General features: G+C 60.2%; 14 protein-coding genes. 2 read left to right on the top strand and 12 right to left on the bottom strand.

Annotated features, from left to right (window positions below; translation table 11 throughout):
* Positions 1–17: 17 nt before the first annotated feature.
* The 9 genes from mltG to KGA98_RS11920 all read right to left on the bottom strand — a co-directional run bounded on the left by mltG (position 18) and on the right by KGA98_RS11920 (position 7,415).
* Positions 18–1,250 (bottom strand): endolytic transglycosylase MltG, encoded by a 1,233-nt coding sequence (gene mltG, locus KGA98_RS11960; RefSeq protein WP_223502403.1) that lies wholly within the window; start codon positions 1,248–1,250, stop codon positions 18–20.
* Between the two features lie 3 nt (positions 1,251–1,253).
* Entirely contained in the window at positions 1,254–2,069 is an 816-nt protein-coding gene (gene pabC / locus KGA98_RS11955; protein ID WP_223502402.1) for an aminodeoxychorismate lyase, read from the bottom strand.
* Positions 2,069–3,313, bottom strand: coding sequence for a beta-ketoacyl-ACP synthase II (fabF, locus tag KGA98_RS11950; RefSeq protein WP_095056620.1), 1,245 nt, complete (start codon positions 3,311–3,313; stop codon positions 2,069–2,071). Before fabF ends, pabC begins: the two co-directional genes overlap by 1 nt.
* 109 nt (positions 3,314–3,422) lie before the next feature.
* Complete coding sequence (acpP, locus tag KGA98_RS11945; RefSeq protein ID WP_003175607.1) at positions 3,423–3,659, bottom strand: acyl carrier protein; 237 nt, start codon at positions 3,657–3,659, stop codon at positions 3,423–3,425.
* Between the two features lie 196 nt (positions 3,660–3,855).
* Complete coding sequence (gene fabG, locus KGA98_RS11940; protein WP_007987168.1) at positions 3,856–4,596, bottom strand: 3-oxoacyl-ACP reductase FabG; 741 nt, start codon at positions 4,594–4,596, stop codon at positions 3,856–3,858.
* A 16-nt stretch (positions 4,597–4,612) separates the two neighbouring features.
* A complete protein-coding gene (fabD, locus tag KGA98_RS11935) occupies positions 4,613–5,551 on the bottom strand; it encodes an ACP S-malonyltransferase (RefSeq protein ID WP_008050436.1) in 939 nt (312 codons plus the stop codon).
* Positions 5,552–5,676: 125 nt separating this feature from the next.
* Positions 5,677–6,687, bottom strand: a complete 1,011-nt coding sequence (plsX, locus tag KGA98_RS11930; RefSeq protein WP_263287840.1) for a phosphate acyltransferase PlsX — start codon at positions 6,685–6,687, stop codon at positions 5,677–5,679.
* Between the two features lie 4 nt (positions 6,688–6,691).
* Complete coding sequence (gene rpmF, locus KGA98_RS11925; protein ID WP_003179396.1) at positions 6,692–6,874, bottom strand: 50S ribosomal protein L32; 183 nt, start codon at positions 6,872–6,874, stop codon at positions 6,692–6,694.
* Between the two features lie 13 nt (positions 6,875–6,887).
* Positions 6,888–7,415 (bottom strand): YceD family protein, encoded by a 528-nt coding sequence (locus KGA98_RS11920; protein WP_008050439.1) that lies wholly within the window; start codon positions 7,413–7,415, stop codon positions 6,888–6,890.
* A 105-nt stretch (positions 7,416–7,520) separates the two neighbouring features.
* Between KGA98_RS11920 and KGA98_RS11915 the strand changes: the two genes are divergently transcribed.
* On the top strand, positions 7,521–8,099 hold the full coding sequence (locus KGA98_RS11915; protein ID WP_150812204.1) for a Maf family protein: 579 nt from the start codon (positions 7,521–7,523) through the stop codon (positions 8,097–8,099).
* A 54-nt stretch (positions 8,100–8,153) separates the two neighbouring features.
* Here KGA98_RS11915 and KGA98_RS11910 read toward each other — a convergent pair whose 3' ends face one another.
* The 3 genes from KGA98_RS11910 to rluC are packed head-to-tail and all read right to left on the bottom strand — an operon-like array spanning position 8,154 to position 10,779.
* The gene (locus KGA98_RS11910; protein ID WP_223502401.1) at positions 8,154–9,143 is read right to left on the bottom strand and encodes a S49 family peptidase; all 990 of its coding nucleotides are present in this window, start codon (positions 9,141–9,143) and stop codon (positions 8,154–8,156) included.
* Positions 9,144–9,167: 24 nt separating this feature from the next.
* A complete protein-coding gene (locus KGA98_RS11905) occupies positions 9,168–9,830 on the bottom strand; it encodes an HAD-IA family hydrolase (RefSeq protein ID WP_223502400.1) in 663 nt (220 codons plus the stop codon).
* A complete protein-coding gene (gene rluC, locus KGA98_RS11900) occupies positions 9,817–10,779 on the bottom strand; it encodes a 23S rRNA pseudouridine(955/2504/2580) synthase RluC (RefSeq protein WP_007977058.1) in 963 nt (320 codons plus the stop codon). Before rluC ends, KGA98_RS11905 begins: the two co-directional genes overlap by 14 nt.
* A 702-nt stretch (positions 10,780–11,481) precedes the next feature.
* Between rluC and rne the strand changes: the two genes are divergently transcribed.
* Entirely contained in the window at positions 11,482–14,745 is a 3,264-nt protein-coding gene (gene rne, locus KGA98_RS11895; protein WP_057713710.1) for a ribonuclease E, read from the top strand.
* Positions 14,746–14,894: the final 149 nt, after the last annotated feature.

Below are 14,894 nucleotides of genomic sequence, written 5' to 3'. Positions count from 1 at the left end.
GCAGTCCTTAATCAGAGTCATTGCGGGCTTTTCGGTGCGCTTGCATCGGGTTCGGGCATTTCAGGAGCTGGCGCAGGATCTTGCGCCGGCACTTGCGGCAGTGCCTCGGGAGCCGTGTTCGGTGAAGCGGCCGGGAACGGCGCCTGCTCCTGCGAAGACCTGGCCTCCTGCATACCGTTTTGCTCAGCCTGGATTGGCGGCATCTCGGACGTAGTAGCGGGAGCCGGGCTGGAGCGGTAATCGGCGCGGCGCTTGATCTGGAACTCCTTCACGGCATTGTTGTGGGCATCCAGGTCGTCGGAGAACACATGGGTGCCATCGCCACGCGCCACGAAGTAAAGGCTGTTGCCGTCCACCGGATTGAGTGCCGCATGGATGGCTTCGCGACCGACCATCGAAATCGGCGTCGGCGGCAGTCCCGCATTCATGTAAGTGTTATACGGCGTCGATTCCTTGAGGTGAGCCCGGGTCAGCTTGCCGCTGTAGCGGTCGCCGAGGCCGTAGATCACCGTCGGGTCGGTCTGCAGCAGCATGCCTATCGCCATGCGTCGTACAAACACGCCGGCAATCTGCCCGCGCTCCTGCGGTACGCCGGTTTCCTTTTCCACCAGCGAAGCCATGATCAGCGCCTGGTAGGGTTCGGTGTACGGTGTATCTGCAGCGCGCTTTTCCCACTCCTTGGCGAGTACTTCATCGAGGCGGTCGTAAGCGGTTTTCAGCACCTCGACATCGGACATGCCCCGCACGTAACGATAGGTGTCAGGGAAGAAGCGCCCTTCCGGAAAAATCCCGGTGTGGCCGAGCTTGTCCATGACCTGGCTATCGCTCAAACCGTCGAGGCTATGTTCGAGCTTCTCTTCCCTGGCCAGCGCTGCGCGGACCTGACGGAAACTCCAGCCTTCGACCAGGGTCAGGCTGTACTGAACCATTTCCCCGCGTTTCCACAGGTCGATCAGGCCTTCGACGGTCATGCCGGGCTGCATGCGGTATTCACCGCTGTGCAGGGGTTGTCTGGCGAGGTTGAAGCGCCAATACACCCGCAGCCAGAATGCGTCCTTGATGACGCCGTTGGCTTCGAGTCGGTAAAGGGTGCGAGTCGGCGTGGTGCCCTTGGGCACATCCAGCAATTGTTCCTGGGTAATGTTCAGCGGCTGTACCAGCGCCGAATGAATCTTCCAGGCTGAAGCACCCATCAGCAGCCCCGCCAGAACCACTCCGGTTTCCAGCAGCAGCAAGAGTTTACGTCTCACGTATCAAGCATCCAGTAGCACACGGGCAATGGTTTGGAGTTTACGGGTGAGCGGCCCAACCGGCCAGTGAAGAGCAGCATAGGCGCGCACCGGCCAGACACCATACACGCTGTTGCAGACAAAGACTTCGTCAGCCCATTGCAGCTGTTCGAGGGGGATATCGGTGATTTGTGTGGGGATTCCCAGCGACTTGGCCTGAAACAATATTTCTGCGCGCATCACGCCTGCCACGCCGCAGCGCTTGAGGTCCGCTGTGATGAGTACACCATCACGCACCAGGAACAAGTTGCTGAACACACCCTCAATTACGCGCCCGGCCTGATCGAGCATCAAGCCTTCGGCATACTCGGTGTCCTGCCATTCGGCACGGGCGAGGACTTGCTCAAGACGATTGAGGTGCTTGAGGCCGGCCAGTAATGGCTGCCTGGACAATCGCGTGGCGCAGGGAAACAAACGAACACCCCGCTCACCATGCGCGGCAGGGTAAGCCACAGGTGGACTGCCTTGCACAATGCGTCGGGCCTGGGCCGAAGGATCGGGGGCATAACCGCGCAGACCGTCGCCACGGGTGAGAATGAGCTTGAGCACCCCGTCACCCAGTGCCGCGGCGTAGGCCAGCAGTTCGCTGCGGATCAGCTCCTGCTCGGCTGTTATCGCCAGGCGCGAACAGCCATCCGCCAGGCGCGACAGATGCCGGTCCAGCAACACGGGCTGACCGCTGCGCACGGCGATGGTCTCGAACAGACCATCGCCATAAGCCAGGCCGCGATCCTTCAGCGACAAAGCGTCAGCCGGCTGACCGTCGACCCAGCTGTCCATCAGCCTGCGAACCGACGGAACACCAGCGAACCGTTGGTGCCGCCAAAACCGAAGGAGTTGGAAACGACCACATCGATATCCATGTTGCGCGCCGTGTGCGGCACAAAATCGAGATCGCAGCCTTCGTCCGGCTCATCGAGGTTGATGGTCGGCGGCGCTACCTGGCTGTTGATTGCCAGCACGCTGAAGATCGCCTCGACCGCGCCCGCCGCACCCAGCAGGTGACCGGTCATGGACTTGGTGGAACTGACGGCCAGCTTGTAGGCGTGCTCGCCGAATACCGACTTGATCGCATTGACTTCGGCCAGGTCGCCTGCAGGAGTCGAGGTGCCGTGGGCGTTGATGTACTGCACTTGATCGCCATTGATTTTGGCATCGCGCAGCGCATTGGTGATGCAGCGCGCAGCACCCGCACCATCGGCTGGCGGCGAGGTCATGTGATAGGCATCGCCACTGGTGCCGAAGCCGATCAGCTCGGCGTAGATGGTCGCGCCACGCGCCTTGGCGTGCTCGAGTTCTTCCAGTACCAGCGCACCGGCGCCATTGGACAACACGAAGCCATCGCGGCCCTTGTCCCATGGACGGCTGGCGCGGGTCGGCTCGTCGTTGCGGGTCGACAGCGCGCGGGAAGCACCGAAGCCGCCCATGCCCAGACCGCAGGCCGCCATCTCGGCGCCGCCGGCAATCATCACGTCAGCTTCGTCGTACATGATGTTGCGGGCAGCCATGCCAATGCAGTGTGTACCGGTGGTACAGGCCGTGGCGATGGCGTAGTTGGGTCCCTGTGCACCGAGGTGGATGGACAGGAAACCGGAAATCATATTGATGATCGAGCCTGGCACGAAGAACGGAGAGATCCGTCGTGGGCCGGTCTCGTGCAGCGTGCGGGCGGTTTCTTCGATATTGGTCAGACCGCCAATACCCGAGCCCATGGCCACGCCGATACGCTCACGGTTGGCGTCAGTGACTTCCAGACCGGCATTGCGTACCGCCTGAAAACCTGCGGCCAGACCGTATTGAATGAACAGGTCGAGCTTGCGGGCTTCCTTGACCGACAGGTATTCCTCGACATTGAAGTCCTTTACCGAGCCGCCAAAACGGGTGGAATAGGCAGAAAGGTCGGCGTGTTCGATCAGACCAATGCCACTGCGGCCAGCCAGAATGCCCTGCCAGCTGCTCGGCACATCCGTGCCCAGTGGCGACAACATACCCATACCGGTGACTACGACGCGTCTACGCGACACAGCACTCTCCTTTTTTCAAATGACGACTTTGCATCAGGCCTAAAGAAAAAACCGCACGCCATGATGGCAGTGCGGTTTTTCCATGACAGCGAGCAACGATTACAAACTATTACGCCTGGTGGCTAGTAACGTAGTCGATTGCAGCTTGTACAGTAGTGATCTTCTCGGCTTCTTCGTCAGGGATTTCGGTCTCGAATTCCTCTTCCAGAGCCATCACCAGCTCAACGGTGTCAAGGGAGTCGGCACCCAGGTCTTCAACGAAGGAAGCAGTGTTGACCACTTCTTCTTCTTTAACGCCCAGTTGCTCAGCAACGATTTTCTTGACGCGCTCTTCGATGGTGCTCATACCTTGTTTTCACTCCTAATGGACAAATTCAGGCAGCTGGCCAGTGGGTAAGTGTATAGAAAGGCTTTTCAGCTTTTCAACTGAAAGCTTCACTCCTCGAACCCGGTGACCCTCTGCCTATAAATAGATTGCAGCTTTATAACGGATTTTAGACAGCTCGTATGACATTTTTTTGAAGCAATCCGTCACATTTGAATTACATGTACATCCCGCCGTTCACCGGGATTGTAGCTCCGGTAACGTAAGCCGCACCGTCCGACGCAAGAAAAGCGACCACGGACGCGATCTCTTGAGCCTGCCCCAGACGACCCAGCGGAATCTGCGTCTGCAAGGCTTCACGCTGTGCCTCGGGCAGTTCACGGGTCATATCGGTATCGATGAACCCAGGAGCCACCGAGTTTACCGTAATCGAACGCGAACCGACTTCGCGCGCCAGAGCACGGCTGAAACCTTCCAGACCGGCCTTGGCGGCAGCGTAGTTTACTTGGCCTGCGTTGCCCATGGCACCCACAACCGAGCCAATACTGATAATTCGGCCCCAACGAGCTTTGGTCATGCCGCGCAAAACACCCTTGGACAGGCGGAACAGACTGTTCAGATTGGTATCGACAACGTCGTGCCACTCGTCGTCTTTCATGCGCATCATCAGGTTATCGCGGGTGATACCGGCATTATTGACCAGAATCGCCGGCGCACCGAACTGCTCCTGAATGCTCGCCAGAACACTTGCCACGGACTCGTCGCTGGTGACATTGAGTTCCAGGCCAGTGCCCTGAATACCGTTTTCCTTCAGGGTCGCGGCAATGCGTTCAGCACCCGACGCGGAGGTCGCGGTACCAACAACGATGGCGCCCTGACGACCCAGTTCCAGGGCGATAGCCTGGCCGATGCCACGGCTTGCACCGGTGACCAGTGCAACTTTACCTTGCAGACTCATGCAAGCTTCTCCTGATTCAGGCCAACGCTGCACGGGCGGCAGCGAAAGCGTCTGGGGTATTGAGGTTGGATGTCGACACGCCTTCGGCGCAACGCTTGTTCAGACCGGCCAGCACTTTACCCGGGCCACACTCGACCAGGTTGGTCGCGCCCTTGGCGGCCAGTGCCTGGACCGATTCAACCCAGCGTACTGGCTTGTACAGTTGCTCGAGCAGATCGCGCTTGAGGGTTTCCAGATCGGCCGGCACCTGGGCACTGACGTTCTGCACCACGGGAATCTGCGGTGCCTGCCAGTCGATCGCCGCGATCGATTCGGCGAAACGCTCGGCAGCCGGGCGCATCAGTTCGCAGTGCGACGGCACGCTGACCGGCAACGGCATGGCACGCTTGGCGCCACGCGCCTTGCAGCCTTCGATGGCGCGCTCGACGGCAGCCTTGGCACCGGCGATGACCACCTGGCCCGGCGAGTTGAAATTGACCGCGCTGACCACTTCGCCTTGCGCCGCTTCGGCACAGGCTGCCAGTACGTCGGCATCGTCCAGACCCAGGATGGCGGCCATGCCGCCCTGCCCGGCCGGAACGGCTTCCTGCATCAGCTGGCCACGACGCTCGACGAGCTTCACCGCATCGCCCAGGCTCAGACTGCCTGCCGCGACCAGCGCGCTGTATTCACCCAGGCTGTGCCCGGCAACGTAAGCCGGGCGCGCACCACCTTCGGCCAGCCACAAACGCCACAGGGCGATAGAGGCGGTCAGAATGGCTGGCTGGGTTTTATCGGTTTGATTGAGTTGCTCTTCCGGCCCTTGCTGGGTCAGTGCCCACAGGTCGTAACCCAGTGCATCGGAAGCTTCTTTGAATGTTTCAAGGACAACCGGATGTTGCGCGCCCAGCTCGGCCAGCATGCCGAGGGACTGCGAACCCTGTCCTGGAAAGACGAATGCGAGGGAAGCAGACATGTAACAAGCCCCTAATGATCTTGTCGTCGGAGAGTTGGCGCCCCGCTTTGGGGACGCAAGAAACTGACAGTTGGATGGCCCATCGAACCAAGCGGTCACATTTAAGCATTGTCCGACGAAAACGCCTAAAGCAACAAATCCTCCAGACGACCGTGCAGGCGCTCGGGAAGATTCTCCTGAATCTCGATCAAGGCGCGCTGAATGGCACTCTGAAACCCCTGAACCCCGGCAGAACCGTGGCTTTTCACCACAATGCCCTGCAAGCCGAGAAAGCTCGCACCGTTGTGCCGGGCAGGTGCCAGATCGGCCTGCAGGCGCTTCATCAGCGGTAGTGCAAGCGCACCGACCACGCGAGAGGCCACGCTCTTCCTGAACAACGCTTCGATGCGCCCGGCAATCATGGTCGCCAGACCTTCGCTGGATTTGAGCAGGATGTTGCCGACAAAACCGTCACACACCACCACATCCGCTTCGCCACGGTACAAACCGTCGCCCTCGATAAAGCCGATGTAATTGATGCCACGGGCGCCTTGCAACAAAGTCGCGGCCAGCTTGACCTGTTGATTGCCCTTGATGTCTTCGGTGCCGATGTTCAGCAACGCCACCCGAGGACGCGCTATGCCCAGGGTCTCGGCCGCAACCGAGCCCATGACCGCAAACTGCAACAGATGCTCGGCACTGCAATCGACGTTGGCGCCCAGGTCGAGCAACTGGCAATAACCTTTTTGTGTCGGAATCGCCGCCACCATGGCCGGACGGTCAATGCCGGGCAAGGTCTTGAGCACGAACCGCGACAACGCCATCAGCGCACCGGTATTACCGGCACTGACACAAGCCTGGACCTTGCCGTCACGCAACAACTCAAGCGCCACGCGCATCGACGAGTCGGGCTTGCCGCGCAAGGCCTGGGCAGGCTTTTCGTCCATGGTGATGACTTCGGACGCCGGCGTAATCGACAGGCGCGCGCGATCCACAGCCGGATGGCCAGCGATCAATTCTTCAAGAAGGGAGGGTTGACCGACGAGGGTCAGGTGCAGCGAGGGTGTGGCAGACAGACAAGCAAGGCTGGCCTGGACAATGCTGCGGGGACCGAAGTCCCCGCCCATTGCGTCAATCGCGATGACTTGAGCGGACAAGTGATTACTCGTCAGCGCCCTTGTCGATCACTTTACGGCCACGGTATACGCCTTCTGGCGATACGTGGTGACGCAGGTGAACTTCACCGGTGGTTTTTTCTACAGACAGGGTGCTAGCCTCGAGAGCGTCGTGCGAACGGCGCATGTCACGGGCAGAGCGGGATTTTTTGTTCTGCTGAACAGCCATAATTGATTAACTCCTAAACGTTTGGGTCACGCTTTAACTGCGCCAATACACTGAACGGGTTGGACCGCGTTACCTCGTCCTCGCTCGGTTCGGGCTCATCGAGACCCGCCGGCTGCTGGCATTCTTCCGGATGATGAGCAGGCACAATGGGCAAGGCGAGCAGAAGCTCCTCCTCGATCAGTGACTGCAGATCCAAAGGATCTTCGCCCAGTTCCAGCACGTCATAACCTTTCGGCAACGACTGGGTATTCGCACCCTCCTTCACCACAGCGTAACTGCATTCGCTATGGATCGGCAGGGTGACCAGCTCAAGACAACGCTGGCAAACCATTTTGACTTCAGTGTCGATAAAGCTGTGGATGACCACAGATTTACGTTCATCTCGTTCAAAAACGAATTTAGCCTGCACCGTACCGACATTGTCGGAAAGCGGGTCGCAGAGTCTCTCCAAATCGGCCAGCAGCATTTCACCTTGAAGGGTGGTGCCACGATCAGCCAATTTGCGCGGGTCAACGTGAGGTGGAATCGGGTCATTCAACATAGGCGCAGCATTATAGGGATGCACCCGCCCATGTCAAAGGAAATTCAGCCCTGTCCGTCACTTGGAAGCCTCGCTAGAATTCGCACACGCCTTATGGAGTTGTGCATGCTGCCTTTATTACTCGCTTCCAGCTCGGCCTATCGCCGGGAATTGCTGACCCGCCTGCAGCTGCCTTTCACTTGCAGCTCGCCGGATATCGACGAAAGCCATCGCCCGGGTGAGTCCGCCATCGAGCTGGTCAAGCGCCTCGCCGAAGAGAAAGCGCGCGCCCTGGCCGACAGCCATACCGCTCATCTGATAATCGGCTCCGACCAGGTCGCAGTGCTGGGAGAGCGGATTATCGGCAAACCCCACACATTCGAAAAAGCCCGGGAACAACTGCTGGCCGCCAGCGGTGCCAGCGTGACGTTCCTCACCGGCCTGGCCCTGCTCAACAGCCAGACAGGGCACTGCCAGGTCGATTGCGTGCCGTTCACCGTACACATGCGCACACTCGACGCACCTCGCATCGAACGCTACCTGCGCGCCGAACAACCCTACGACTGCGCAGGCAGCTTCAAGGCCGAAGGCCTGGGGGTCAGCCTGTTTCGCAGCACCGAAGGACCTGACGCCACCAGCCTGATCGGCCTGCCGCTGATTCGCCTGATCGACATGCTGCTGACTGAAGGCGTACAGGTTCCCTGAATCCCGATACCAAAAAACCGGCCACGCAGGCCGGTTTTTCATGTCACATCAGAATCAGCGCAGCGACGGACCGTTAAAACCCATCCACATCGCCAAATGCTCAGCCACGCTGGCGCCGAGTTTTTTCGAAAAGCGATCGAATGGCGATTCCTGAACGGTGAAGTCCACCAGTTCTTTCTCACCGATCACATCCCGCGCAACCGAACTGGCATTACCCAGCCCATCGATCAATCCCAATGGCAGCGCCTGCTCGCCGGACCAGACCAGGCCAGAGAACAGCTCCGGATGCTCCTTGTCTTTCAGGCGGTCGCCACGACCCTGCTTGACGCTATTGATGAACTGCTTGTGGGTCGTATCGAGCACGCCCTGCCAGAAGGCGGTTTCTTCCGGCTTCTGTGGCTGGAATGGATCGAGGAACGACTTGTGCTCGCCAGAGGTGTAGGTACGACGTTCGACACCCAGCTTCTCCATGGTGCCGACAAAGCCATAACCGGCTGCCGTCACACCGATGGAGCCGACCAGGCTCGCCTTGTCGGCGTAGATCTGATCCGCCGCACTGGCGATGTAGTAAGCGCCGGAAGCCCCCAGATCGGAAATGACCGCATAGAGCTTGATGTCCGGGTGCAGACCGCGCAGACGCTTGATCTCGTCATAGACATAACCCGACTGCACCGGACTGCCGCCCGGGCTGTTGATGCGCAGGATGACGCCCTTGACCTTCTTGTCCTCGAAAGCCGCACGCAAGCTGCCAACGATATTGTCTGCACTGGCCGACTCCCTGTCGGCAATCATGCCTCTCACATCGATCAACGCCGTGTAATTGGCACTAAGGGTGCCGGCCTTTTCCATATCCATCAGAGGCGAAAACAGGGCAATGGCGCCGAACAGATACACAAAAATCAGAAACTTGAAGAATATCCCCCAGCGACGGGACCGGCGCTGCTCCTGTATGCCGGCCAGCAGGGTCTTTTCCAGCAGTTTCCAGCTTTTGTCGTCACCGCTCTCTGCGCTCGCCTTGGCGGGCGCCTTCCATTCGTCGGTCATGCCATCCACCCCAAAAACAACCGGTTAAGCCCGCTGACTCAGCCAGGCATGCAATTCTGAAAAACGGTCGATGGCCAGTCGCGGCTCATACAACCTCAACGCATCGATCGATTGAGCGCCATAACTGACGGCCACCGAACCCATGCCGGCGTTGCGCGCCATCTGCAAATCAAAGGACGAATCACCCACCATCAACGCCTGTTCCGGGCGAACCTCGCAATGGGCAAGAATTTGTTCGAGCATCAGCGGGTGGGGCTTGCTGGCGGTTTCGTCGGCGGCGCGAGTGATATCGAAGTAATTCTCCCAGCCATGGGACTTCAACACCCGATCCAGCCCGCGACGGGCCTTGCCGGTCGCCACAGCCAGATGATAGCCCTCAGCACGAAATGCCTCGAGCGACTCGACCACACCCTCGAACAGCGGCGAAGGCACAGCCTCCGACGCGATGTAATGCTCAGCATAGTGCTCGCGGAACGCGATCAGCTCGGCGTCGCCGATTTCGGGGTACAGGGTGCGGATCGCTTCCGGCAAGCCCAGGCCGATGATGCCCTTGACGGCCAGATCATCGCGCAGCTCAAAACCGGAACGCTGCGAGGCAACGTGCATCGCCTCGACAATCCGACCAATGGAATCGGCCAGAGTGCCGTCCCAATCAAAGATCAGCAGCTTGTAATCAGATGGGCGCACTCAATCGCTCCACGGTTTTGGCCCACATCTCGTCGACCGGCGCTTGCAGCTTCAGCTCACCACCATCGGGGAGTGGCACCGTCAGCATGTAGGCGTGCAGGAACAGGCGTTTGCCGCCCAGATCGCGGATTTCCTTGCTGAAACCTTCGTCGCCATACTTGGTGTCGCCAGCGATGCAATGCCCGGCGTGCAAGGTATGGACGCGGATCTGGTGAGTCCGGCCGGTAATCGGCTTGGCTTCGATCAGGGTGGCAAAGTCGCCGAAGCGGCGCAGGACCTTGAACACGGTCACGGACTCCTTCCCCTCCTCCTCGTCGACCTCGACCATGCGCTCGCCGGAGCGCAGATTGCTCTTGCCCAGCGACGCACGGACTTGCTTGATCGAGCTCGCCCAGTTACCGCGGACCAGCGCCATGTAGCGCTTGTCGACGCCATCACCGCGCAATGCGGTGTGCAAGTGGCGCAACATGCTGCGCTTCTTGGCGATCATCAACAGGCCGGACGTATCACGGTCGAGACGGTGAACCAGTTCGAGCTCTTTGCAATCGGGGCGCAACTGACGAAAGGCTTCGATCACCCCGAAAGTCAGGCCGCTGCCACCATGAACAGCAATGCCCGCGGGCTTGTTGATCACGATCAGCGCCTTGTCTTCGAAGACAATCGAGGCCTCGAGCCGCTGCAACAGGCCTTGTGCCAGCGGCACCGGTTCGTCGCGCTCAGGCACGCGAACCGGCGGCACGCGCACGATATCGCCCGCCTGCAGCTTGTACTCGGGCTTGATCCGACCTTTGTTCACGCGCACTTCGCCCTTGCGCAAAATGCGATAAATCAAGGTCTTGGGCACGCCTTTGAGTCGGGCGAGAAGGAAATTATCAATGCGTTGGCCGGCATATTCCGGCGAGACCTCAAGCAGTTGTACGCCTGGAGTCGGGGGGGTAGTCGTCGTCATGGCGCGGATGATAACAATTTTTTATGGAATTGAAGCACTTAATCATTGCTGCTATAGTCGCGAACGTCGCCAAAAGCGGCCTGGACAGCGGACCAACGGTCAAAAACCGGCCCTGACCAACGCAATTCACCAGGACGCGAGGCCGTCCTACGGGGCTTTCGCTACGTAACGGTGGAGTTTGCAGGTGTAACGAGCGCAGGTGACATGAGGCCTGAATCACGCCACAAAGCAGAGTTTTCCACTCGTTTTGCGAGCCATATTCACGGCCAGTTCACAAAGTGCAGTCAGCTGCGAATGACCCCGAGCGAAGGCATCGGAAACAACGCCTAAATTAGCCATGATGCGTGACCTCCCCTTTCGGAGCTCACGGTAAATGCCAACCCGCTGCGGATTCTGCGCGCGGCAGCACCCGAATTATCAGGGATACGTGTAGGGTGGAGATGCACAACCGCCGGACTGTGTAGCAACAGGCTTTCTCAAGACGCTTCATCTCGTCCACAGCCGCTGGTTGATTCCTCCTCCTGACTGAGTGCTTAAGTAGCCACAGCAAGCAGGACGCGTACGTCGCGATGAAGGCCCACATTGGCCGGACTTCGCTGGACACGGGAAATGGCCAACCACTCCCGACGCACCTGACACCGACCGTGAGAAGTCGTGTGTGCCGAACGCCGTTTCCGGCAGCCCGGAAACCGACGGTACTACATGAAAAGAATGCTGATTAACGCAACTCAACCCGAAGAGTTGCGTGTTGCACTGGTAGATGGCCAGCGCCTCTACGACCTGGACATCGAATCCGGTGCACGCGAGCAGAAGAAGGCCAACATCTATAAAGGCCGGATTACTCGCATCGAACCAAGCCTCGAGGCTGCCTTTGTCGATTTCGGCTCTGAGCGCCACGGCTTCCTGCCCCTCAAAGAAATCTCCCGCGAATACTTCAAGAAAGCCCCGGAAGGTCGCGTCAACATCAAGGACGTCCTGAGCGAAGGCCAGGAAGTCATCGTTCAGGTCGAAAAAGAAGAACGTGGCAACAAGGGCGCCGCCCTGACCACCTTCATCAGCCTGGCCGGTCGTTACCTGGTGCTGATGCCGAACAACCCGCGTGCCGGCGGTATCTCCCGTCGCATCGAAGGCGAAGAGCGCAACGAACTGCGTGAAGCCCTGAACGGTCTGGTTGCCCCGGCCGACATGGGCCTGATCGTGCGCACTGCAGGCCTTGGCCGCAGCAGCGAAGAAATGCAGTGGGACCTCGACTACCTGCTGCAACTGTGGACCGCCATCAAGGAAGCTTCGCTGGACCGCGCCGCGCCATTCCTGATCTACCAGGAAAGCAACGTGATCATCCGCGCGATCCGCGACTACCTGCGCCAGGACATCGGCGAAGTGCTGATCGACAGCGTTGAAGCCCAGGACGAAGCCCTGACCTTCATCCGCCAGGTAATGCCGCAGTACGCCAGCAAGATCAAGCTGTACGAAGACAGCGTGCCGCTGTTCAACCGTTTCCAGATCGAAAGCCAGATCGAAACCGCTTTCCAGCGCGTTGTCGAACTGCCTTCCGGCGGCTCCATCGTGATCGATCCGACCGAAGCCCTGGTGTCCATCGACATCAACTCGGCGCGTGCCACCAAAGGCAGCGACATCGAAGAAACCGCACTGCAAACCAACCTTGAAGCGGCCGAGGAAATCGCCCGTCAGTTGCGCCTGCGCGACATCGGCGGCCTGATCGTCATCGACTTCATCGACATGACCCCTGCCAAGAACCAGCGCGCCGTGGAAGAAAAAGTCCGCGAATGCCTGGAAGCCGACCGCGCTCGCGTGCAAGTCGGTCGCATTTCGCGCTTCGGCCTGCTGGAAATGTCCCGTCAGCGCCTGCGTCCATCCCTGGGTGAAAGCAGCGGCATCGTCTGCCCGCGTTGCAACGGCACCGGCATCATCCGTGACGTTGAATCGCTGTCCCTGGCGATCCTGCGCCTGATCGAAGAAGAAGCCCTGAAAGACCGTACCGCCGAAGTTCGTGCACAAGTGCCGATCCCGGTGGCGGCATTCCTGCTCAACGAAAAACGCAACTCGATCACCAAGATCGAACTGCGCACCCGTGCCCGCATCGTCATCCTGCCGAACGATCACCTCGAAACGCCGCACTTCGAAGTACAGCGCCTGCGTGACGACAGCCCGGAAGCCGCGACCAACCAGTCCAGCTACGAAATCGCCGCTGCCGCTGCCGAAGTCGAAGAAGTCCAGCCAGCCGCTGCGACCCGCACCCTGGTTCGCCAGGAAGCTGCGGTCAAAACGGCCCCGGCCCGTGCCAACGCTCCGGTGCCGACCGAAGTGGCCGCTCCAGCCCCTGCCCCGGCCGCCGTACCGGAGCCAAGCCTGTTCAAAGGCCTGGTGAAATCGCTGGTGAGCCTGTTCGCCACCAAGGAAGAGCCTGCCGCACCGGTTGTGGTTGAAAAACCTGCCGCCGAGCGTCCGGCCCGCAACGAAGAGCGTCGCAACGGTCGCCAGCAGAGCCGCAACCGTAACGGTCGCCGTGATGAAGAGCGCAAGCCTCGCGAAGAGCGTGCACCGCGTGAAGAACGCGCACCACGTGAGCCGCGTGAAGAGCGTCAGCCACGGGAAGTGCGTGAACCTCGCGAAACCCGCGAAGAAACGCCAGCGGTAGCCCGCGAAGAACGCGCACCACGTGCGCCTCGTGAAGAACGTGCACCGCGCGCTCCGCGTGAAGATCGCAAGCCACGTGGCGAGCGTGAAGAACGCGTTCGTGAACTGCGCGAGCCTCTGGATGCCGCTCCGGCTGCTCCGGCCGCCGCTGCTACCGCTACGGCTGCTACCGCTGAAGAACGCCCGGCTCGTCAGCCACGTGAAGAACGCGCGCCACGCCCACCGCGTGAAGAACGTCAGCCACGTGCCGAACAAGCTGCCGCAGCCGCAACTGAAGAAGAACTGACCACCAACGAAGAGCAACTGTCGGAAGACGGTCAGGAAAGCGCCGAAGGCGATCGTCCACGCCGCCGCTCCCGTGGTCAGCGTCGTCGCAGCAACCGTCGCGAGCGTCAGCGTGACGCCAACGGTAACGTGATCGAAGGTTCGGAAGAGTCCGAGTCCGGCGAAAACGCTGAAGCGCCAAGCACTGCCGATCTGGCCGCCGGCCTGGCTGTCACCGCAGCTGTTGCCAGCAGCGTGATCAGCGCTCCAGCAGAAGCTGAAGCCAATGTGCAAGCCGAACGCGCCACTGCCGCGACCCTGGAAGCAGCTCCGGTTGAAGCGCCAGTCGTTGAAGCGACCACACCGGTCGAAGTCACCGCCTCGCCGGAAATCGAAGTGGCGCCAGCGCCAGAAGCTCAGCCTGCTGTTGAAGCGGCTGCCGAGCCAGCGCCAGTGGTAGAAGCACCTGCCCAGGCTGCGGAAGCGGTTGTTGAAACCGTGACTGACACCGTGCGTGAAGTTCGCGAAGAGCAAACCGCATTCAACTGGGTTGCCGAGCCAGCCGTCGCTGAAACCGCTGCACCAGCCGCTGAAACCCAAGTGGCAGAAGCCATGGTTTCCGAGCCGGTGGTTGCCGCAGCAGAACCGGCCCCGGCGCCGGTGGTTGAAGCGCCAGCCGTTGAAGCACCGGTCGTTGCCCAAGCACCTGCACCAGTGGTCGAAGCCGCTCCTGCCAGCGCCCTGACGCCAAGTGGCCGTGCGCCTAACGACCCGCGTGAAGTGCGTCGTCGCAAGCGTGAAGCCGAGCGTCTGCAGAAGGAAGCTGAACTGGCTGCCGCTGCGGCTCCAGCTGAAGCGGTTGTCGCTGCCGAGCCTGCACCGGTTGCTGCTGAAGTGGTTGAGGCAGCTCCTGCCCCGGCTGCCGAAGTGGCTGCCGAGCCGGTTGAGTCGGTGATCCACGAAGCACCGCGCTCCGTTCAGGAAGCGGTAGAGCAACACGAGCAAGCCCAGGAAAAAGAACACGAGCCTAAACCTCTCGTCTGATTCCATCGGCCACTAAAAAGCCCCGCCTGGTGATCCAGGCGGGGCTTTTTCATGTCTCGTGCAATCACACGGTTCCTTGTGGGAGCGGGCTTGCTCGCGAAGGCGGTGGATCATCCAACACCTCAGTTGACTGCCAGGCCGCCTTCGCG

Source organism: Pseudomonas sp. BF-R-24 (genome assembly GCF_019947335.1).
Classification (GTDB): Bacteria; Pseudomonadota; Gammaproteobacteria; order Pseudomonadales; family Pseudomonadaceae; genus Aquipseudomonas; species Aquipseudomonas jessenii.
The sequence above is the reverse complement of the archived record's forward strand: the minus strand, read 5'-3'. Positions and strand labels throughout refer to the sequence as shown.

Bases quoted from the DNA above. Each gene is read 5' to 3' on its own strand.
- KGA98_RS11910 (WP_223502401.1), bottom strand. From the start codon at position 9,143: ATGACCGACGAATGGAAGGCGCCCGCCAAGGCGAGCGCAGAGAGCGGT.
- acpP (WP_003175607.1), bottom strand. From the start codon at position 3,659: ATGAGCACCATCGAAGAGCGCGTCAAGAAAATCGTTGCTGAGCAACTG.
- KGA98_RS11915 (WP_150812204.1), top strand. From the start codon at position 7,521: ATGCTGCCTTTATTACTCGCTTCCAGCTCGGCCTATCGCCGGGAATTG.
- fabD (WP_008050436.1), bottom strand. From the start codon at position 5,551: ATGTCTGCTTCCCTCGCATTCGTCTTTCCAGGACAGGGTTCGCAGTCC.
- fabG (WP_007987168.1), bottom strand. From the start codon at position 4,596: ATGAGTCTGCAAGGTAAAGTTGCACTGGTCACCGGTGCAAGCCGTGGC.
- KGA98_RS11920 (WP_008050439.1), bottom strand. From the start codon at position 7,415: ATGTTGAATGACCCGATTCCACCTCACGTTGACCCGCGCAAATTGGCT.
- rpmF (WP_003179396.1), bottom strand. From the start codon at position 6,874: ATGGCTGTTCAGCAGAACAAAAAATCCCGCTCTGCCCGTGACATGCGC.
- rluC (WP_007977058.1), bottom strand. From the start codon at position 10,779: ATGACGACGACTACCCCCCCGACTCCAGGCGTACAACTGCTTGAGGTC.
- pabC (WP_223502402.1), bottom strand. From the start codon at position 2,069: ATGGACAGCTGGGTCGACGGTCAGCCGGCTGACGCTTTGTCGCTGAAG.
- rne (WP_057713710.1), top strand. From the start codon at position 11,482: ATGAAAAGAATGCTGATTAACGCAACTCAACCCGAAGAGTTGCGTGTT.